Origin of the sequence: Terrimesophilobacter mesophilus (assembly GCF_014200375.1) — a bacterium.
Lineage (GTDB): Bacteria > Actinomycetota > Actinomycetes > Actinomycetales > Microbacteriaceae > Terrimesophilobacter > Terrimesophilobacter mesophilus.
Genome location: NZ_JACHBP010000001.1, coordinates 721,009 through 739,447, shown reverse-complemented (window position 1 = coordinate 739,447; position 18,439 = coordinate 721,009). Strand labels below are relative to the sequence as shown.

The window sequence follows — 18,439 nt, the reverse complement described above, 5'->3', positions numbered from 1 at the left end:
GGATGCGGGGGCACGCCCTAGGCTGGTTCGGTGCGCATCGACATCGTGACGATCTTCCCGGAGTTCTTCTCCGTGCTCGACGTCTCGCTGCTCGGCAGGGCGCGTGAGAGCGGGCTCATCGAACTCGCCGTCCACGACCTGCGCGACTTCACCCGCGACCGTCACCGTACCGTCGACGACACCCCCTACGGCGGCGGTGCAGGGATGGTCATGAAACCGGAGCCGTGGGGCGAAGCCCTCGACAGCATCCTCGACACTGAATCCATCGTGATCTTCCCGTCCCCGGCCGGAGAGCTCTTCACCCAGGCCACCGCACAGGAGCTCGCATCCGAGAAGCACCTGGTCTTCGGATGCGGCCGCTACGAGGGCATCGACGAGCGGGTGGTGGAGTACGCGGCGACGCGTGCGCGGGTTCGTCTCATGAGCATGGGCGACTATGTCCTGAACGGCGGCGAGGTCGCGGCGATGGCGATGATCGAGGCGGTAGGCCGACTGATTCCCGGAGTGATCGGCAACCCGCAGAGCCTTGTCGAGGAGTCGCACAGTGACGGCCTCCTGGAGTACCCGAGCTACACGAAGCCGGCGCAGTGGCGGGGCCTCGAGGTGCCGCCCGTGCTGCTGAGCGGCCATCATGGCGCGATCGCCGCGTGGCGCCGCGAGCAGCAGCTCGAGCGCACGCGTCGTATCCGCCCTGACCTTCTGGACTAGCGGCGAGCGGTGAGCACGACCGGCCCGTCCGCCGTGATCGCGACGGTGTGCTCGACGTGGGCCGCGCGGGATCCGTCCATGCTGCGCAGCGTCCAGCCGTCCGGATCGGTGAAGATCCGGTCGGTGCCGTGCATGAACCACGGTTCGATCGCGAAGACCAGTCCGGGCTTGAGCGGATATCCACGGCGCGGCCGGCCGTCGTTGGGCACGTGGGGGTCGCCGTGCATCGTCCGCCCGACTCCGTGGCCGCCGAAGTCGGTGTTGACTCCGAGCCCCGCGGCGTGGGCGACATCGCCGATCGCAGCCGAGACATCGCCCATCCGATTGCCGGCCACCGCCGCAGCGATCCCGGCAGCCAGTGCCTTCTCCGTCGTCGCGATGAGGGCGAGATCCTCCGGCTTCGCCGTGCCGACGACGAGCGAGATCGCGGAGTCGGCCACCCAGCCGTCGACGGATGCCGCGAAGTCCAGGCTCACGAGGTCGCCATCCTGCAGCGCGTAGTCGTGCGGCAACCCGTGCAGGGCGGCGTCGTTGACCGACGTGCACAGCACCTTGCCGAACGGTGAGGCGCCGAACGAGGGGTGGTAGTCGATGTAGCAGCTCTCCGCACCGCGCTCCCGGATCATGCGATGAGCGATCGCATCGAGTTCGAGCAGGTTCACCCCGACCTCGGATGCGTCGGCGAGGTTCGTGAGCACGTCTGCCACGAACGATCCTGCTGCGCGCATGGCGTCGATTTCGGCGGGGGTTCTCAACTCGATCATCCAGCTATTCTTCACCAAGCCACGCGTAGTCTGGTGTGCATGTGGCTGAGGCGAGCGTTCTACTACGCGCAATACTGGGCTATCCCGGCATTGCCGCTCTGGCTGCTCGTCGCCCGTGGCATGACGATCGACGGCTCCGGATGGGCATTCGTCGTCCTGCTGTTCGCGGCGCCCGTGCTCGCCCTCTCCCTCATCGTCGTCATGGGACTCACGATGGCGCGCAAGTCCGTCCGTCGCGCGCGCATGGTGTCCTGGCCCGATGTCGGCATCCTGACCGCCTGGTACACGGTGGTCGTCGTCGCCGGAATGTATTCGAACCCGCTCGTCGCGGTGCTCGCCGTCGTGGCGACGCTCGTCGCGTTCTGGAGCGCGGTCTGGCAGCTGTTCTTCGAGACTCGGCGAAGGGTCAACGCCACGTTCGCCGGGTTCTCCGCAGCGATGGACAACGGATATCGCGATCCGAATCGCGTCGGAGGCGGACCGAGGGTCATCCGGGTGGACTCCTACTCCCACGACGCCTGAGCGGTAGAGGAGCCGACGGCTTCCAGGTCTCGAGGTTGGCGGGCGTGTCACTGGTGTGACAGAATGGTCCACTGTGCCCGCGCACGGTCCTGCCACAGGGGGACCAGCAGTCACTCGGCACATCACTTCTTCCACGCAGTATCCAGCACGCCGTCGACCTGTGGCGATTGCAGAGAGCGAACCATCATGCACATCCTCGACTCCGTTGACGCAGCATCGCTTCGTAACGACATCCCGGACTTCCGCGCCGGAGACAACGTCAAGGTCCACGTCAACATCGTCGAAGGCACGCGTTCGCGTATCCAGGTCTTCCAGGGCGTCGTCATCGGCCGCTCCGGCGAAGGCGTCCGCGAGACCTTCACGGTTCGCAAGGTGAGCTTCCAGGTCGGCGTGGAGCGCACCTTCCCGGTGCACTCGCCGGTCATCGACCACATCGAGATCGTCACGCGCGGCGACGTGCGTCGCGCCAAGCTCTACTACCTCCGCAACCTGCGCGGCAAGAAGGCGAAGATCAAGGAAAAGCGCGACGCGCACTAGGTCGGTGGCCAGGAGCGCCCGGGCCAGACCCTAGAATTATGGGGAACTCAGGGGCCCAATGACGACAGAAGAACAGCCTTCGCAGCAGAGCGCGGCGGAGTCCGCGACGACGGACAAGCGCCGCCGTACCCGAAGCATGAAGCTGTTCGTGCGGGATGTCGTCCTCATCCTGATCGCCGCGATCATCATCTCTGTCGGCATCAAGGCATTCCTCATCCGGTCGTTCTACATCCCCTCCGGGTCGATGGAGAACACGCTGCAGATCAACGACCGGATCATCGTCAACGAACTCGTCCCGCGTTTCGTCCCGATCGAGCACGGCGATGTCGTCGTCTTCCGAGACCCGGGCGGATGGCTTCCTCCGAGACAGCCCGTCGACGAGAACTGGTTCGCGACGAGTGTCGACTGGGTTCTCTCCGTCGTCGGCCTGAGCGCGCCGGACAGCAACGACCACCTGATCAAACGCGTCATCGGTCTGCCGGGGGACAAGGTCGCGTGCTGCAACACGTTCGGTCAGATGACGGTGAACGGCGTCCCCCTCGATGAGCCGTATCTCAAGCTTCCCCACGGCGTGACCAAGGCCTCCGGGTCGGATTTCTCGGTCACCGTCCCCAAGGATTCGCTCTGGGTCATGGGCGACAACCGGTACGACTCTCTCGACTCCCGCTACAACACGACCAAGCCGGGCAACGGATTCGTGCCCATCGAGAACGTCGTCGGGCGCGCCTTCCTGGTGAGCTGGCCCGTCGACCGCTGGTCCTGGCTGGACAACTACCCGACCGTGTTCAACGGCGTGGAGGACAAGGGCCAGTAGATGGCTGTTGCGGATCCGACCCTCCAGCTCGAGTTCGAGCTGCTGGCGGGCGGTGCGCACTACGTCATCGGATGCGACGAGGTCGGCCGGGGCGCGATCGCCGGGCCGGTCGCGGTGGGCATGTGCGCTATCGACGCGAACGTGGGCTCCTTTCCCCCTGGCCTTCGCGATTCGAAGATGCTCAGTGAGAAGCGCAGGGAGGAGTTGGCCCCGCGCGCTGCCGAATGGGCTGTCCACTCCGCCGTCGGCCTCGCGAGCGCTGAAGAGGTCGATCGGCTCGGGATCACGGCGTGCCTCGGTCTCGCCGGCAAGCGCGCGCTCGCAGCACTCTACGAGGGCGGCATCCGGGTGCTCGAGAGTGTCGTGCTCCTGGACGGCCAGCAGGACTGGCTGAATCCGGCACTCACGGCGAAACTCGCCGTGCAGACGCGCGTCAAAGCCGACCGGGACTGCGCGTCGGTCGCCGCGGCATCCGTGATCGCGAAAGTGCACCGCGACGGGCTCATGATCCAGGCGGGCGAACGCGAGCCGGGCTATGGATGGAGCGGAAACAAGGGTTACGGTGCCGCGGCGCACTTCGCCGCGATCGAGGAGCTCGGAACGTCGAGCCTGCATCGGCTGAGCTGGTTGAAGCCCCGCGCGGTCCTCAGCGAGACCGCCTAGGATTGACAGGCAATGGACGAAGAAGACTTCGAAGACTACGACCGCGAGGTCGAGCTGGCGCTGTTCCGCGAGTACCGCGATGTGGTCTCGCAGTTCCGCTATGTCGTGGAGACCGAGCGTCGGTTCTACCTCGCCAATGAGGTCGAACTCGTTCGCCAGGACACCGAACACGACTTCTACTTCGAGCTCACCATGCACGATGTGTGGGTGTGGGATGTCTACCGCTCCGACCGGTTCGTGAAGTCGGTGCGCGTTCTCACCTTCAAGGATGTCAACGTCGAGGAACTGAGCGCCAAGGAACTCGAACTGCCCAAGGAACTCGCTCTCGACGAATAATCGCCGTGACTCATGTGCCCGGCGCAGCGCCGCGCGCGAACCGACCTTCAGAAAGGCAAGTCTTTCGTGGAACCCACCGCGTTCGAGCGATCAGTGCCCGCAGATCGTGTCATCGATGACGCTCTGGCCGATTCGGTACTGTTCCCGTTCTGGCTCGACGACTCCGCCGGCCGGTCCTGGCCTCGTTACAACGATGTTCAGGATTACGATCTCGTCGTTGTCGGGGGCGGATTCGCGGGCCTGTGGACCGCGCTCATGGCCAAGCAGCGGGATGCGTCGACGCGCGTCGCACTCCTGGAGGCGCAGACGATCGGATGGGCGGCATCCGGGCGCAATGGAGGATTCTGCGAGGCGACTCTCACGCACGGCGAGAAGAACGGCGAGCGGCGTTTCCCGAAGGAGCTCGAGAAGCTCGACCGGATGGGGATGCAGAACCTCGACGAGATCGAGCAGACGGTGTGGGAGCTCGGGCTCGACTGCGACTTCGAGCGCACCGGCGCGGTCGCCGTGGCGGTGGAGCCGTACCAGGTGGCCGAGCTCGAGGAAGCGCATGGTGTCGAACACCTCAGGTTCTTCGATGAATCGCGGATGCAGCAGGAGATCGCGTCGCCGACCTACCTCGCCGGCCTGTGGTCGACGCGCGACACCGCGATGGTCCACCCGGCCAAGCTCGCGCACGAGCTGGCACGCGCCTGCCACGAGGCGGGCGTCGACCTTTTCGAGGACTCTCCTGTGCTGAGACTCGACAGCGCGCGCACCGGGCCGGTCACGGTGAGGTTGGGGACCGGCGACATCCGGGCGAAGCGCGTCGCACTCGCGACGAACGCGTTCCCGTCGCTGCTCAAGCGCTACCGCTGGCACACCGTGCCGGTCTACGACTACGTGCTCATGACCGAGCCGCTCACGGATGCGCAGCTCGCCTCCATCGGCTGGAAGAACCGCCAGGGGGTTTCGGATCTGGCCAACCAGTTCCACTATTACCGGCTCACGAAGGACAACCGGATCCTGTTCGGCGGTTACGACGCGATCTACCATTTCGGCGGGAGGATCAAGCCGGAGTTCGACGACCGGCCGGCATCCCACCGCCTGCTGGCGAGCCACTTCTTCACCACGTTCCCGCAGCTGGAGGGTCTGAAGTTCACGCACCGGTGGGCGGGGGTCATCGACACCTGCAGCCGATTCACGGCGTTCTTCGGGCACGCTCGCGGTGGTCGCGTCGCCCACGTCGCAGGGTTCACCGGGCTCGGCGTCGCGGGGACCCGATTCGCGGCGAACGTCATGCTCGACCAGTTGTGGGGGCTCAAGACCGAGCGCACGCAACTGAAGATGGTGAAGTCCCTGCCGATCCCGTTCCCGCCAGACCCGATCGCGTGGCTGGGCGTCGAGGTGTCGAGGTGGGCGATGAACCGCGCCGACCACAACCGCGGCAAGCGCAACCTCATCCTCCGCACGCTCGACGCACTCGGGCTCGGGTTCGACTCGTGAGCGAGGGTGTCAGCGCCGGCCAGGGCCCCGACTTCGCGGTCGCCGCCGCTCTCGACCTCGAGCTCGAACCGGTCCCCTCGGAGCAGGTCGTCGCAGGGTCGCCGGCGACCGGCTCGGCGGCGTTCGGCGAGTTCGGCGGGCACGAGTACGGGGTATGGGCGCACACGGCGGGTGTGTCGACGGATGTCGAGGCCGACGAGGTCTTCGTCGTGCTGTCGGGTGCCGCGACGGTGGCCTTCGAAGACGGCACGGTAGTCTCACTGGTTCCCGGCACGGTGGGCCGCCTGCGCGAGGGCCAGCGCACCGTGTGGACCGTGACCGAGACCCTGCGCAAGGTGTACTTCTCGTGATGCGCGTCTGAGGCCACCACTCCCGCACAACTGAGGGCCGGTGCCGGTTTCAACCCACATCGCACCTGGCCGCTCGATGAATCGAGCCGCTGCGCCATCCTCGTCCCATGGCAGCGAAGGATGACCTCGGCAGACGAGGCGAAGACCTCGCCGCGCGGTTCCTCGAGGCGAGCGGCTACACGGTCATCGACCGCAATTGGCGGTGCGCGCGCGGCGAGATCGACCTGGTCGCCCGTGATGGGAATGACACGGTGTTCATCGAGGTCAAGACGCGATCGAGCACGGCCTTCGGGCATCCGTTCGAGGCGATCACGACGCAGAAACTCGCACGACTCAAGCGGCTCGCCATGGCCTGGACCCAGGCTCATCCGTATCGCCGCGGGCCCATGCGCATCGACGCGATTGCGGTGATCGCCGCCGCCGGCGAACAGCCCAGGATCGAACATCTTCGGCGGGTGTTCTGATGGCCGTGGGCAGGACGCAGGCGGTCGCGCTGCTCGGACTTCATGGTGCGATCGTGGAGATCGAGGCCGACTACTCGTCGCAACTGCCGAAGTTCATTCTCATCGGGCTCCCGGATGCCGCCCTCGGCGAAGCGCGCGACCGTGTGCTCGCCGCGGCCGCGAACTCGGGGTGCGACCTGCCCAGTCGACGGCTGACGGTGAACCTCTCGCCGGCCGCGCTTCCGAAGCAGGGCTCGGGCTTCGACCTCGGAATCGCGCTCGCCACCCTCGCCGCAGCGGGGATCGTGTCGTCCCGTTCGATCGCCGAGGTGGTCCACCTCGGCGAGCTGGGACTCGATGGCCGACTCCGCCCGATCACCGGCATCCTGCCGGCGGTGTCGGCGGCCGCTGCCGCAGGCTTCGAGGCGGTCATGGTCCCCACCGGCAACGCTGATGAGGCGAGTCTCGTGCCGGGCATCCGCGTCATCGCCGTTGCGTCGCTCCGGGAGGCCGCCATCCGGCATGGGGCGGAGTTCGAGCCCGTGGACGTCGAGCCCATTCTGATCGCGCACCCTGAACCGGAGCAGGAGGAGGATCTCGACCTGGCGGATGTCATCGGCAACGACGACGCGGTCGAGGCCATGATCGTCGCCGCAGCGGGCGGCCACCACGCCTTCCTCCTCGGGCCGCCGGGCTCCGGGAAGACGATGCTCGCCGCACGGTTGCCGGGCCTTCTGCCGGATCTGGATGCCGCAACAGCGCTCGACGTCAGTTCGATTCGATCTCTTTCCGGGCTCGCCGTCGGGGACGCACTCGTGACGCGTCCGCCGCTCGAGTCCCCGCACCACACCGCGACCGCCGCGGCGCTCCTCGGGGGCGGGAGCAAGCAGATTCGGCCGGGCGCTGCGGCGAGAGCGAGTGGCGGGGTCCTGTTCCTGGACGAAGCGCCCGAGTTCAACTCCTCCGTGCTGGACGCCCTGCGCCAGCCGCTCGAGTCCGGGGTCATCAGCATTCATCGCGCCAACGCGGTCGCGCACTTCCCAGGACGGTTCCAGCTTGTTCTCGCCGCGAATCCGTGCCCGTGCGGACAATACGGCGCAAGGGACTCGGAGTGCACGTGCACCCCGAGCGCGCGGCGCCGATACCTCGGCCGCCTGTCGGGGCCGCTGCTCGACCGCATCGACATCCAATTGCGCGTCCAACGCATCACGAGTGCGCAGTTGAAGCTCGCCCGGGAGGGCACGCGCATCACGTCCGCGGCGGCGCGGGTGCGCGTCACGGCGGCGCGAGAATGCGCGGCGGAGCGGCTAGCCGGCACACCGTGGACCGTGAACTCGCAAGTTCCGGGTTTCTGGCTGCGGGGCCCCCACGCGCGTCTCGGCGGTGTCGTCACGGCGAGCATCGATCGTGCCCTCGAGCGCGGAGGCATCACGATGCGCGGGTACGACCGCGTCCTGCGCCTCAGTTGGACTCTCGCCGATCTCGATCATGCAGATTCTCCATCCGCCGACCATGTCGGTCGCGCGCTCTATCTCAGAAAGGCACTGTCAGCATGAGCATCCTTGGGCTCAAGGAATCACAGGTGGCTCCCCTTGTCCGCGCGATAGCGGGGGACGAACAGGATCGCGATGCGCTGTGGGACCGTTTCTCCCGGTCCGCGTGGACCGGCATCGCCGAGCCGGGCGATCGTGTCGCGGGGACACTCGTCGCAGTTCTCGGCGCGCGGGAGGCGCTGGACGCGGTCGTGTCCCGAGAGAATGTCGAGGCACTGCACGGCCGCGTCGGCGACACGGTGACGAAAGAGGAACTGGGCCAGGCATTCGAGCGCTGGACGCCTCGGCTGCAATCCCGCACCGCCCTGCTCGCACTGAGCCAGGCGGCCAGGTACGGAGTTCGGCTCCTCGTGCCGGGGGACACCGCCTGGCCGCCCGGAATGGACGATCTCGGGCCCCATGCGCCGCTCGCGCTGTGGCTTCGCGGCAACGAGTCCACCCTGGCGACCGCGGGGGATTCGATCGCTCTCGTCGGCGCGCGTGCGGCGACCGGATACGGAGAGCACGTCGCCATGGAGGCATCCGCCGGCCTCGTCGACCGCGGGTACACGATCGTCTCCGGCGCCGCCTATGGCATCGACGGCATGGCCCACCGAGCGGCGCTCGCGAGTTCCGGCCAGACGATCGCCGTGCTCGCCGGCGGCGTCGACCGGTTCTACCCGAGCGGGCACGAAGCGCTGCTGACCCGCATCGTCGACGCCGGTGCGGTCCTATCGGAGCTTCCGTGCGGTGCAGCACCCACCAAATGGAGATTTTTGCAGCGCAACAGGCTCATCGCCGCCATGAGTCGCGCGACGGTGGTGCTCGAAGCGGGGTGGCGGTCCGGCTCGCTCAACACCGCCGGGCATGCTGCGGCCCTCGGGAGACCGCTCGGCGCCGTGCCGGGCCCCGTGACGAGTGCCGCATCCGCCGGATGCCATCGGCTCATTCGAGAGTTCGATGCCGTCTGCGTGACGAATCCCGACGAAATGGCCGAACTCGCGCCGCTGACCGGGCTCGCCGACCGCGCCGAAGGCGCGCTGCGGACCACAATCGAAGGCGAGACCGTCGAACCGGCCGGGATGCAGGAGGACCGTGTCAGGGTGGTCGACGCTCTGAGCACGCGGTCCGCTCGCGTCGTCGATGACATCGCGGCGAGGGCGGGGTTGTCTGTTGCCACTGTGCAGGGCGTTCTCGGCGCCATGCAACTCGACGGCGGAGCTGCCGAACGCGGATCCGGTTGGGTGAGGACGCCGCCGCCCGCACGCGGGTGAGCGTCTGAGCGAGTGCGGGTGCGGGCGGTCCGAGCGCGCGATCCGAGCGCGCGAACAAGCCGCACGAACAAGCCGCGAGAACCGGCCGCGCGAACAAGCCGTGCGAGCCCTCGGCAACTAACCTGTACGTGGCGACATTCGCGAAGGTCGCCAGGAAGGGCGGGCAGGCCGGCCATGTGGTTCCGCCGCAGACGTCGACGCGGGCTCAAACCATTCGACGAATCGAAACTGCCCCGGCGCACCGTGCCGACGGTGGCCGAGGCGGCCGATGAGGGGCTGATCCTCACCGAATATGCGGCCCGCATGGTGGTCAAGAACCGGTTCATCCTCAAAGTGCTGTCCGGTACGGAACCCTGGAGCCGCACCCGGGGCAGGGACGTCGCGAGATCCACGCTGGAGCACCTGGCGCGGGAATCCGAAGTCGATGCCGAGAACCTGGGCATCCTCATGGGAAAGCTGCGCGCGATCCCGAAGGGCGAGCGGGACGCACAGGGTTACGACCGCGACGACCTGCCGAACATGAAACATCGACTGGCCGTATCGGTAGAACTCGCGCACAGGCTGAGGGAGCGCAGCACCAACGACACCTACCTCGACAACCTGGTCGAGAGGGCGCGCGGTGACGCCTGGCGCGAAGTCGCCGCCAATATCGAACACAACCTGGACATCGAGTTCTCTCCCGTCGACGCCGACTACGGGCGGTATCGTGCACGCCGGATGCGGCAGCTCGTCAACGAGGATCTCGCCGCACTCGCCGCCACAGTGGAGAACAAGGCCGCATCCGATTGGGGCGCACTCTAGGCTTTACCCGTGATCCAACTCGGACAGTATCCGGCCGCACGCCACGTCGTCGCACACATCAGCGATACCCACTTCCTCGGCGGGAGTCGACCCCTGTACGGCAGTGTCCCGACCGATTCCCACCTGAGCCGAGCGCTCACGCAGCTGGAGGAGTCCGGTGCGGCCCCCGAGGCCATCGTGTTCACCGGTGACCTCGCAGACCTGGGAGAGCCGGACGCATACCGTCGGCTGAGGGGCATCGTCGAACCGGTGGCGCAGCGGCTCGGAGCCGAGGTCATCTGGGTCATGGGAAACCATGATGAAAGGCAGGAATACTCGCAACTGCTGTTCGACACGGATCCGACCGACGCACCGCAGGATCGCGTCTACGACATCGGCGGGCTGCGCATCATCGCCCTCGACACGACGGTTCCCGGATACCACCACGGCGATCTCACCCCGTCCCAACTGGACTGGCTCACGACCGTCCTGGCCGCGCCGGCGCCGCACGGCACGCTCCTGGCGATGCACCATCCGCCGATTCCGACCCCACTCCTCGAGGCGATGGGGATGCTCGAACTCCAAGACCAGCAACGGCTTGCGGACGTCATCCGAGGCACGGATGTCCGAGGCATCCTGGCGGGGCACCTGCACTATTCCACGCACAGCATGTTCGCCGGCATCCCCGTCTCCGTCGCCGCCGCGACGTGCTACACGCTCAACTTGAGCGCTAAGGACCGCATCCTCTCCGGGGTCGACTTCGGACAGGCCTTCAATCTCGCCCACGTCTACGAAGATCGCGTCGTACACTCGATCGTTCCGATCGGGGACCCGCCGGAAGTGACCGCGTTCTCCTCCGACGGCTGGGCGCAGATCGAAGCGATGACGCCGGAGCAGAGGCGCGAAATGTTCTCCAACAAACGGTCGCCGTTCAACGAGGGCGAAGCGGTGAGCTCCGACTGACTCGGCGTGCGAGCCCGGATCCCGGTCTCAAGTGGTGGACGATGGACGCATGGACTTCGGCGAAAGGGTGGTGGCGGCTCACGATGGTCGCGCCGCTTCCGAACCGGATGCCGTGACGATAGAGCGGGCGGTCGAACAGTACCTCACCCACCTCGTCCTCGAACGTGGCCTGAGCGCCAACACGGCTCGCGCATATCGCGTCGACCTGTCCGCAGTGGCAGCGTTCGCCGAGAATGCCGGCGTGGTCGACATCCGCGACCTCGAACTCGAACTGCTGCGGGACTGGCTGTGGCAGTCGTCGCAGGACGGTCTGGCAAAGTCCACCATCGCTCGCCGGACCGCGGCCGTGCGCGGACTCACGGAGTGGGCACGCCGCTCGGGTATGACCGAGGCGGATGCCGGTCTTCGTCTCCGATCGCCGAAGGGGGACTCTCGCCTCCCGAGGGTGCTCACCAGGCAGCAGGTCGACTCCATTCTCGAGTCGCTGTCAACGCTGGCCGCCACGGGCGATCCGGTCGCCATCCGCAATCTGGCCGTCGTCGAGTTGCTGTATGCGTCGGCTCTGCGGGTCAGCGAACTGACCGGACTGGACCTCGGCTCGCTCGATCTCGATCGGCTCACCGTGCGCGTCCTCGGAAAGGGCTCGAAGGAGAGAGTCGTCCCCTTCGGGGTTCCGGCTCTGCGCGCCCTGACGCACTACCTCGCGGCCGCACGACCTCGACTGCACTCTGAGCACTCGATTGCGTTGTTCCTCGGCGCACGCGGAGCGAGGATGAGCCCGCGCTCGGTGTACCAGCTCGTCGCGGGGCTCCTGGCCGAGATTCCCGGAAGCGGTCCGTCCGGGCCGCACGCGCTGCGCCACACCGCTGCAACCCATCTGCTTGACGGCGGGGCCGATCTGCGCGCGGTACAGGAACTGCTCGGGCACGCGAGCCTCGGCACTACCCAGATCTACACGCATGTGTCCGCTGAACGGCTCAAGGAGAGCTACCGGTCGGCGCATCCGCGCGCCTGATCGCCGGCCATCACGGCGGCCGAATCAACCGCGAGGGCGACCGCGTCATGGCAGCGACCTCGTCGGCAGCAGGACCGAGTGTGGGATGCCGCCGAGAAAGTTCAGCGGCGAGACGTAGAGCCCGTCCACGCGCACACCGAAGTGGAGGCACGGTGCCCCGCAGTAGCCGGACTGCAGGGCACCGATCGGTTCGCCGCGGCGCACGAGCGCACCCTCGGCAAGATCGGAGAGCACGGGTTCGAAGCTCGAGAGCACCCCTCCGCCATGGTCGATCGACACGACGTATCGGTTGACCACGAATCCCGAGAAGTGGACGATTCCCGCGGCCGGTGCGCGCACGACTGCACCCTCCGTGCCCGCGATGTCGACTCCGCGGTGGCCACTCGCGTACGCCGTGGCTGGGGCGATGAACGGTCGGACAATGCGGTGCGGTTCGTCCACAGGCCAGGACCACAGGGGGTCGGCAAGGGCCGCAGGCGCCGCCAGAGCGTCCGTAGCTGCCAGAGCGTCCGCAGCCGCCAGAGCGTCCGCAGGCGCCAGAGCGCCGACAGGTGCCGCCCGCGCGCTGGACGGTACCGCCGCGAACGTCGCCAGCGCGAGCAGCGCGAGCAGCAGGAGGGCAACTGCCCGTGGGTGGGGTGGTGCCGGTGGCGGGGGCGACATTCCCTCATCCTCCGGGGTCCGTCATGGCCGCAGTCAGGGGGACGCGCATCCGTGGACGGATGCCGGAATGCGGGCAGGGGGAGGAGGAGAGAGGGTGCTATCATTGTTCTTCGCACCCCGGCTTCGGGGTGACTACGCGTGCCCGCAACGATTGCCATGCAGTCGGCGAACGCACACCACATCCTCTCAGTCCGGCGAAAGCCAGGCGGATGCGTGTCGGGCACCAGGTTCCGCGCCGCCCGGCACGGGAAACAACTGAGTTGCACACCATCCGTGACGGATGCCGTGTGCAGGAAAAGGAGACGGCCATGGCCGTTGTCACCATCCGCCAGCTGCTCGACAGCGGCGTTCACTTCGGACACCAGACCCGCCGGTGGAACCCGAAGATGAAGCGTTTCATCCTGACCGAGCGCAGCGGCAGCCACATCATCGACCTGCAGCAGTCGCTCGCCTACATCGACAAGACGTACGACTACGTCCGCGAGACGGTTGCGCACGGCGGGACGATCCTGTTCGTCGGCACCAAGAAGCAGGCGCAGGGTTCGATCGCGGAGCAGGCGCAGCGCGTCGGCCAGCCGTTCGTCAACCAGCGCTGGCTCGGCGGTCTCCTCACCAACTTCCAGACAGTCTCCAAGCGCCTCGCGCGCATGAAGGAACTCGAAGAGCTCGACTTCGATGACACGACGAAGGGTTTCACGAAGAAGGAACTCCTCATCAAGAAGCGCGAGCTCACGAAGCTTCACAAGAGCCTCGGCGGAATTCGCAACCTCACCAAGACGCCGTCGGCGCTGTGGGTCGTGGACACGAAGAAGGAGCACCTCGCCATCGACGAGGCGCACAAGCTGGGGATCCCGGTCATCGGCATCCTCGACACGAACTGCGACCCCGATGAGGTCCAGTACCCGATCCCGGGCAACGACGACGCCATCCGCTCGGTTGCGCTCCTGACCCGTATCGTCGCGGATGCCGCGGCCGAGGGCCTCATCCAGCGTCACCAGAAGTCGGAGGGCGACGGCGAGGCAGCCGAGCCCATGGCCGAGTGGGAGGCGGAGCTCCTTCAGGCCGGCGCGCCGAGCACGCCGGCTCCGGATGCCGATGCCGCAGCTGCTCCGGCCGAGGTTGTCGAGTCCGCCGTGACGGCCGCTGCTCCGGCAGAGCCCGCCGAGGCCCCCGCAACCGAGGCCCCCATTGCCGAGGCTCCCGCTGCCGAGGCTCCCGTTGCGGACGACGCTCCCGTAGAGAAGGCCGTTGCGAAGGCCCCGGTTGCGAAGGCTCCGGCTGCGAAGAAGCCGGCGGCGAAGACCGAAGCGACCAAGGCTGAGCCGACGATGACCGAGGCGACCGAGGCCGAGCCGGCGAAGGCCCCGGCCAAGCCTGCGGCGAAGAAGCCGGCCGCCAAGGCCGACGCGGCCGACGACACCAAGTAAACGCAGAACCAGAACTTACCGACAGAAGGAACCGACAATGGCAAACTTCACTGCCGCAGATGTCAAGGCGCTCCGTGACCGCCTCGGCACCGGAATGATGGACAGCAAGAACGCACTCGTCGAGGCGGATGGCGACCTCGAGAAGGCGGTCGAGATCCTCCGCCTCAAGGGCGCGAAGAACAACGCGAAGCGTGCGGACCGCTCCACGAGCGAGGGCCTCGTCGCCGCCGTCGAGGACGGCGGAACCGCCACCATGATCGAACTCGCCTGCGAGACCGATTTCGTGGCCAAGAGCGAGAAGTTCGTGAACCTCGCCGAGGCCGTGCTCACGGCGTCCGCTGCAGCGCACGCGGGTTCCGTCGAGGAGGCGCTCGCCGCCCAGGCCGGCGACAAGACCGTTGTCCAGCTCATCGAAGAGGACTCAGCGGTTCTCGGTGAGAAGGTCGAGCTTCGTCGTGTCGCCTCGGTCGACGCCGATGCGTTCTCGATCTACCTGCACCGCACGAGCAAGGACCTGCCGCCCCAGGTCGGCGTCATCGTCGGGTACACCGGCACCGACGCCGAGACGGCGCGCAGTGTCGCCCAGCACATAGCCTTCGCCGACCCCCAGTACCTCACGCGTGACGAGGTCCCGGCGGATGTCGTGGAGAAGGAGCGCGAGATCGTCACCGAGATCTCCCGCAACGAGGGCAAGCCGGAGGCCGCGCTGCCCAAGATCGTCGAGGGCCGCATCGGCGCCTTCTTCAAGCAGGTCGCCCTCCTCGACCAGGACTACGCGAAGGACAACAAGCTCACGATCGGGCAGGTCCTGAAGGATGCCGGCGTGACCGTCACCGGGTTCGCCCGCTTCAAAGTCGGAGCGTAACGGACGAGGGGCGCGGATTCCGCGCCCCTTTTCTGTCGCGAGCGAATAACCTGTAACGAGCATCCACCGAAGGAGAGACCATGGCCCCCACTCGCAAGCGACGGGTTCTTCTCAAACTCTCCGGTGAGTCTTTCGGTGGGGGTTCGCTCGGGGTCAATCCGGATGTCGTGAGCAGCCTGGCCAAGGAGATCGCGGCCGCAGCGGCGAGTGTCGAGGTCGCGATCGTCGTCGGCGGTGGCAATTTCTTCCGCGGAGCAGAGCTCTCCCAGCGCGGCATGGACCGCGGGCGCGCAGACTACATGGGCATGCTCGGCACCGTCATGAACGCGCTCGCGCTGCAGGACTTCCTCGAGCAGGCGGGCGCGGCGACGCGCGTGCAGTCCGCGATCTCGATGACCCAGGTCGCCGAGCCGTACATCCCCCGGCGGGCAGAGCGCCACCTCGAGAAGGGCCGCGTCGTCATCTTCGGCGCGGGCGCCGGCCTCCCGTACTTCTCGACTGACACGGTCGCGGCCCAGCGTGCGCTCGAGATCGGCGCGGATGTCGTGCTCGTCGCCAAGAACGGCGTCGACGGCGTCTACGACGGCGACCCCCGCAAGAACGCGAAGGCGTCCAAGCTCGACAGGGTCACCTACCAGGAGGCGCTCGTGCAGGGCCTCAAGGTCGTCGACTCGACGGCGTTCAGCCTGTGCATGGACAACGGGATGCCCATGGTCGTCTTCGGCATGGAGCCGGGCGGCAACATCACCAAGGCGATCCGTGGGGATCGCATCGGTACCCTCGTCAGCAACTGACCGGGGATGTCGCTCCTCGTCCTCGCGCTCGTCGGGTTCGCCGCGATCGCCCATGCCGCGTGGAACATCGCGATCAAACGTGCAGGGACGAGCGGGCCTGGCTTCCTCTGGCTGAGTTTCATCGTCGGCGCCGTCGTCTTCCTTCCGTTCGGGATCTTCTCGCTCGTGGACGCCGGCGTCGACCTCCTGCACTGGCTCTGGCTCGCGGTCGTGAGCGGCGCGCTGCAGATTGCCTACTTCTTCCTGCTCCAGCGCGGATACCGCCAGGGCGACGTCTCGGTCGTCTATCCGCTCGCGAGGGGCACCGGCCCGCTGCTCACGGTCGTCTTCGCGATGATCCTGTTCGGTGAACGTCCGGGGCTCGTCGCCCTCGCCGGGGCAGCGCTCGTGATCGCGGGCGTCGTCATCACCGGCCTCGCCGGAGGGCGGGCGGATGCCGCGAACAATCGTGCAGGCATCCTCTACGGGCTCGTGATCGGCGTCCTCATCGCCGTCTACACCCTGTGGGACAGCGCCGCGGTGACCGTCGGCGGGATGCCTGCGGTCGGGTTGTACTGGGGCAGCGTCCTGTTCCAGTTCCTCCTGCTGGCGCCCGTGGGGCTCCGTTCACGCAGGGGCCTCGCCGCGACCGCGAAGAGACACTGGGTCGCCATCCTCATCGTCGGGGTGCTCGCGCCGCTCGCCTACATCATCGTGCTGCTCGCCTTCCAGCTCGCCCCCGTCTCGCTCGTCGCTCCGGCGCGTGAAGTGAGCGTCGTGCTCGTGGGGTTGGCCGGCTGGTTGTTCTTTCACGAGCCGCATCCGGCCCGCAGGCTCGTCGGTGCTGGAGTCGTGCTCACCGGGATCGCGCTGCTGGCTGCGAGTTAGCCGATAAACTTGCTCAAACGCTAAGGAGTTGCCGTGATCACCGACGTACTGGCCGAGGCCAAGGACAAGATGCAGAAGGCCGTCGAGGTGGCCAAGGAGGACTTCGCCGGCGTGCGCACCGGCCGGGCGAACCCCGCACTGTTCCAGAAGGTACTCGTCGACTACTACGGAACCCCGACGCCGCTCGCCCAGCTCGCCGGCATGCAGAACGCGGATGCGCGCACCCTCGTGATCACCCCGTACGACAAGAGTGCCCTCAAGGAGATCGAGAAGGCCATCGTCGCCGCCCCGAACCTCGGTGCCAATGTCGGCAATGACGGGATTGTCGTTCGCGCCACCCTTCCGGAGCTCACCGAGGACCGCCGCAAGGACTTCGTGAAGATCGTGCGCGGGAAGGGCGAGGACGCGAAGGTGGCGATCCGCAACATCCGGCGCAAGGCGAAGGACGACCTCGACGGGCTCAAGGCGGAGGTCGGCGACGACGAGGTCGCCCGCGCCGAGAAGGAGCTCGAGACGCTCACCAAGAACCAGGTCGACGCGATCGACGAGGCGTTGCGCAAGAAGGAAGCCGAGCTTCTCGAGGTCTGAATGCCGGACGACCCTGAACAGCCGCCGGTGACCGGGGCGAAGAGACGGTGGAGCTTCCGGCGCGCCGATCTTGAGGCGCGGGCGGAGGAGACCAGGGCGGAGATCCAGGCCCAGGTGAAGGCGACGCGCGCAGAGCTCAAAGCGCAGATGGAGGCGACGCGGGCGCAGATCGACCAGGCGAACGAGAAGATCGAGGCGCGCACGGGGCGCAACCTGCCGCTCGCCATCCTCATCGGTCTCGCTCTCGGCTTCGCGATGCTGTTCAGCCTCATCGTCGTGAAGGAACTCTTCATGATCGTCGCGGCGTTCCTCATCGGGTTCACGGCGTTCGAGCTCGCGAGCGCCCTCCGGGCATCGGGTCGGCGTGTTCCGCGCTGGCCGACGGTGATCGCGGCTCTCGCCACGGTGCCGGCGGCCTTCTACCTGGGGGATGGAGGCAAGTGGCTGGTCTCGCTCGCCGGAATCGCGTTCGTCGTCGCCTGGCGCGTGGCGGAACTGGCGAACCCGCGGCTTCGTGCGGGCGCCCGCGAGGTGTGGCACGATCTCGCGGCAGGCACGTTCATCCAGATCTACATTCCGTTCCTGGCGAGTTTCGCCGTACTGCTCGCGTCGAAACCGGGAGGCGAGTGGTGGACGCTGGCCTTCCTCATCCTCGTGATCTCGACCGATACGGGCGCGTACGCCACCGGGCTGACACTCGGCAGGCATCCGATGGCCCCGCGAATCAGCCCGAAGAAGACCTGGGAGGGATTCGGGGGTTCCGTTGCCGCCGCGTTCATCGCGGGGATACTCCTGTCCATCTTCATGATCCACGAGCCGTGGTGGTTCGGATTCGTGTTCGGCGGAGTGATCGTCGCCACCGCGACCATCGGCGACCTCACGGAATCCCTCATCAAGCGCGATCTGGGCATCAAGGACATCAGCACCTGGCTGCCGGGGCACGGCGGATTCCTGGACCGCATGGACTCGATCGTCCTGAGCGCTGCCGCCGCGTACATCCTGTTCCTGCTCTTTGCATGAGCTCGCGGCAACCGTGGGGCAGAATGGTC

The 18,439-nt window shown here is 67.2% G+C and carries 22 protein-coding genes; 20 read left to right on the top strand and 2 right to left on the bottom strand.

The window, feature by feature from the left end; all coding sequences use genetic code 11:
• Positions 1-30 precede the first annotated feature (30 nt).
• Positions 31-708: a tRNA (guanosine(37)-N1)-methyltransferase TrmD gene (trmD, locus tag BKA04_RS03675; RefSeq protein ID WP_104095197.1), complete on the top strand. Its 678-nt coding sequence runs from the start codon at positions 31-33 to the stop codon at positions 706-708.
• Here the strand turns inward: trmD and map are convergent.
• Positions 705-1,472: a type I methionyl aminopeptidase gene (map, locus tag BKA04_RS03670; RefSeq protein ID WP_104095196.1), complete on the bottom strand. Its 768-nt coding sequence runs from the start codon at positions 1,470-1,472 to the stop codon at positions 705-707. The genes trmD and map overlap by 4 nt on opposite strands.
• Positions 1,473-1,511: 39 nt before the next feature.
• On the opposite strand from map, the gene BKA04_RS03665 reads away from it, so the two are divergent.
• From BKA04_RS03665 to BKA04_RS03605, 13 genes are all read left to right on the top strand, one after another.
• The gene (locus BKA04_RS03665; protein ID WP_104095195.1) at positions 1,512-1,994 is read left to right on the top strand and encodes an MFS transporter; all 483 of its coding nucleotides are present in this window, start codon (positions 1,512-1,514) and stop codon (positions 1,992-1,994) included.
• A gap of 186 nt (positions 1,995-2,180) precedes the next feature.
• Positions 2,181-2,531, top strand: coding sequence for a 50S ribosomal protein L19 (rplS, locus tag BKA04_RS03660; RefSeq protein WP_104095194.1), 351 nt, complete (start codon positions 2,181-2,183; stop codon positions 2,529-2,531).
• Between the two features lie 58 nt (positions 2,532-2,589).
• Positions 2,590-3,345, top strand: coding sequence for a signal peptidase I (gene lepB, locus BKA04_RS03655; RefSeq protein ID WP_104095193.1), 756 nt, complete (start codon positions 2,590-2,592; stop codon positions 3,343-3,345).
• Entirely contained in the window at positions 3,346-4,008 is a 663-nt protein-coding gene (locus BKA04_RS03650) for a ribonuclease HII (protein WP_104095192.1), read from the top strand.
• Positions 4,009-4,020: 12 nt separating this feature from the next.
• Positions 4,021-4,344 carry a DUF2469 family protein gene (locus tag BKA04_RS03645; protein ID WP_104095191.1) on the top strand — a complete coding sequence of 108 codons (324 nt, stop codon included), beginning with the start codon at positions 4,021-4,023 and terminating at the stop codon, positions 4,342-4,344.
• A gap of 66 nt (positions 4,345-4,410) precedes the next feature.
• Positions 4,411-5,829, top strand: a complete 1,419-nt coding sequence (locus BKA04_RS03640; protein ID WP_104096611.1) for an NAD(P)/FAD-dependent oxidoreductase — start codon at positions 4,411-4,413, stop codon at positions 5,827-5,829.
• On the top strand, positions 5,826-6,179 hold the full coding sequence (locus BKA04_RS12225; protein WP_104095190.1) for a cupin domain-containing protein: 354 nt from the start codon (positions 5,826-5,828) through the stop codon (positions 6,177-6,179). Before BKA04_RS03640 ends, BKA04_RS12225 begins: the two co-directional genes overlap by 4 nt.
• Before the next feature lie 107 nt (positions 6,180-6,286).
• Positions 6,287-6,643, top strand: a complete 357-nt coding sequence (locus tag BKA04_RS03630; protein ID WP_104095189.1) for a YraN family protein — start codon at positions 6,287-6,289, stop codon at positions 6,641-6,643.
• Entirely contained in the window at positions 6,643-8,178 is a 1,536-nt protein-coding gene (locus BKA04_RS03625) for a YifB family Mg chelatase-like AAA ATPase (RefSeq protein WP_104095188.1), read from the top strand. The genes BKA04_RS03630 and BKA04_RS03625 overlap by 1 nt, the downstream gene beginning before the upstream one ends.
• On the top strand, positions 8,175-9,428 hold the full coding sequence (gene dprA, locus BKA04_RS03620; protein WP_104095187.1) for a DNA-processing protein DprA: 1,254 nt from the start codon (positions 8,175-8,177) through the stop codon (positions 9,426-9,428). Before BKA04_RS03625 ends, dprA begins: the two co-directional genes overlap by 4 nt.
• Before the next feature lie 174 nt (positions 9,429-9,602).
• Positions 9,603-10,229 (top strand): hypothetical protein, encoded by a 627-nt coding sequence (locus BKA04_RS03615; protein WP_104095186.1) that lies wholly within the window; start codon positions 9,603-9,605, stop codon positions 10,227-10,229.
• A gap of 9 nt (positions 10,230-10,238) precedes the next feature.
• A complete protein-coding gene (locus tag BKA04_RS03610) occupies positions 10,239-11,171 on the top strand; it encodes a phosphodiesterase (protein WP_104095185.1) in 933 nt (310 codons plus the stop codon).
• Between the two features lie 49 nt (positions 11,172-11,220).
• Positions 11,221-12,186 carry a tyrosine recombinase XerC gene (locus BKA04_RS03605; protein ID WP_134542227.1) on the top strand — a complete coding sequence of 322 codons (966 nt, stop codon included), beginning with the start codon at positions 11,221-11,223 and terminating at the stop codon, positions 12,184-12,186.
• Between the two features lie 45 nt (positions 12,187-12,231).
• Here the strand turns inward: BKA04_RS03605 and BKA04_RS03600 are convergent, their stop codons facing one another.
• Complete coding sequence (locus tag BKA04_RS03600; protein ID WP_104095184.1) at positions 12,232-12,849, bottom strand: M23 family metallopeptidase; 618 nt, start codon at positions 12,847-12,849, stop codon at positions 12,232-12,234.
• A gap of 308 nt (positions 12,850-13,157) precedes the next feature.
• Between BKA04_RS03600 and rpsB the strand changes: the two genes are divergently transcribed.
• The 6 genes from rpsB (at position 13,158) to BKA04_RS03570 (ending at position 18,410) form a co-directional block, all read left to right on the top strand.
• The gene (gene rpsB, locus BKA04_RS03595) at positions 13,158-14,276 is read left to right on the top strand and encodes a 30S ribosomal protein S2 (protein ID WP_104095183.1); all 1,119 of its coding nucleotides are present in this window, start codon (positions 13,158-13,160) and stop codon (positions 14,274-14,276) included.
• Positions 14,277-14,313: 37 nt separating this feature from the next.
• A complete protein-coding gene (tsf, locus tag BKA04_RS03590; RefSeq protein WP_104095182.1) occupies positions 14,314-15,141 on the top strand; it encodes a translation elongation factor Ts in 828 nt (275 codons plus the stop codon).
• Positions 15,142-15,221: 80 nt separating this feature from the next.
• On the top strand, positions 15,222-15,935 hold the full coding sequence (pyrH, locus tag BKA04_RS03585; RefSeq protein WP_104095181.1) for a UMP kinase: 714 nt from the start codon (positions 15,222-15,224) through the stop codon (positions 15,933-15,935).
• A gap of 6 nt (positions 15,936-15,941) precedes the next feature.
• Positions 15,942-16,802: an EamA family transporter gene (locus BKA04_RS03580; protein ID WP_104095180.1), complete on the top strand. Its 861-nt coding sequence runs from the start codon at positions 15,942-15,944 to the stop codon at positions 16,800-16,802.
• A 33-nt stretch (positions 16,803-16,835) separates the two neighbouring features.
• The gene (gene frr / locus BKA04_RS03575; protein WP_104095179.1) at positions 16,836-17,390 is read left to right on the top strand and encodes a ribosome recycling factor; all 555 of its coding nucleotides are present in this window, start codon (positions 16,836-16,838) and stop codon (positions 17,388-17,390) included.
• On the top strand, positions 17,391-18,410 hold the full coding sequence (locus BKA04_RS03570) for a phosphatidate cytidylyltransferase (RefSeq protein ID WP_232841949.1): 1,020 nt from the start codon (positions 17,391-17,393) through the stop codon (positions 18,408-18,410).
• Positions 18,411-18,439 lie beyond the last annotated feature (29 nt).

Coding starts and splice junctions, on each gene's coding strand:
- BKA04_RS03580 (WP_104095180.1), top strand. CDS start 15,942: ATGTCGCTCCTCGTCCTCGCGCTCGTCGGGTTCGCCGCGATCGCCCAT.
- BKA04_RS03665 (WP_104095195.1), top strand. CDS start 1,512: ATGTGGCTGAGGCGAGCGTTCTACTACGCGCAATACTGGGCTATCCCG.
- lepB (WP_104095193.1), top strand. CDS start 2,590: ATGACGACAGAAGAACAGCCTTCGCAGCAGAGCGCGGCGGAGTCCGCG.
- BKA04_RS03615 (WP_104095186.1), top strand. CDS start 9,603: ATGTGGTTCCGCCGCAGACGTCGACGCGGGCTCAAACCATTCGACGAA.
- BKA04_RS03600 (WP_104095184.1), bottom strand. CDS start 12,849: ATGTCGCCCCCGCCACCGGCACCACCCCACCCACGGGCAGTTGCCCTC.
- BKA04_RS03650 (WP_104095192.1), top strand. CDS start 3,346: ATGGCTGTTGCGGATCCGACCCTCCAGCTCGAGTTCGAGCTGCTGGCG.
- map (WP_104095196.1), bottom strand. CDS start 1,472: ATGATCGAGTTGAGAACCCCCGCCGAAATCGACGCCATGCGCGCAGCA.
- BKA04_RS03630 (WP_104095189.1), top strand. CDS start 6,287: ATGGCAGCGAAGGATGACCTCGGCAGACGAGGCGAAGACCTCGCCGCG.
- rplS (WP_104095194.1), top strand. CDS start 2,181: ATGCACATCCTCGACTCCGTTGACGCAGCATCGCTTCGTAACGACATC.
- BKA04_RS03645 (WP_104095191.1), top strand. CDS start 4,021: ATGGACGAAGAAGACTTCGAAGACTACGACCGCGAGGTCGAGCTGGCG.
- pyrH (WP_104095181.1), top strand. CDS start 15,222: ATGGCCCCCACTCGCAAGCGACGGGTTCTTCTCAAACTCTCCGGTGAG.
- tsf (WP_104095182.1), top strand. CDS start 14,314: ATGGCAAACTTCACTGCCGCAGATGTCAAGGCGCTCCGTGACCGCCTC.
- BKA04_RS03625 (WP_104095188.1), top strand. CDS start 6,643: ATGGCCGTGGGCAGGACGCAGGCGGTCGCGCTGCTCGGACTTCATGGT.
- rpsB (WP_104095183.1), top strand. CDS start 13,158: ATGGCCGTTGTCACCATCCGCCAGCTGCTCGACAGCGGCGTTCACTTC.
- BKA04_RS03605 (WP_134542227.1), top strand. CDS start 11,221: ATGGACTTCGGCGAAAGGGTGGTGGCGGCTCACGATGGTCGCGCCGCT.
- dprA (WP_104095187.1), top strand. CDS start 8,175: ATGAGCATCCTTGGGCTCAAGGAATCACAGGTGGCTCCCCTTGTCCGC.
- BKA04_RS03570 (WP_232841949.1), top strand. CDS start 17,391: ATGCCGGACGACCCTGAACAGCCGCCGGTGACCGGGGCGAAGAGACGG.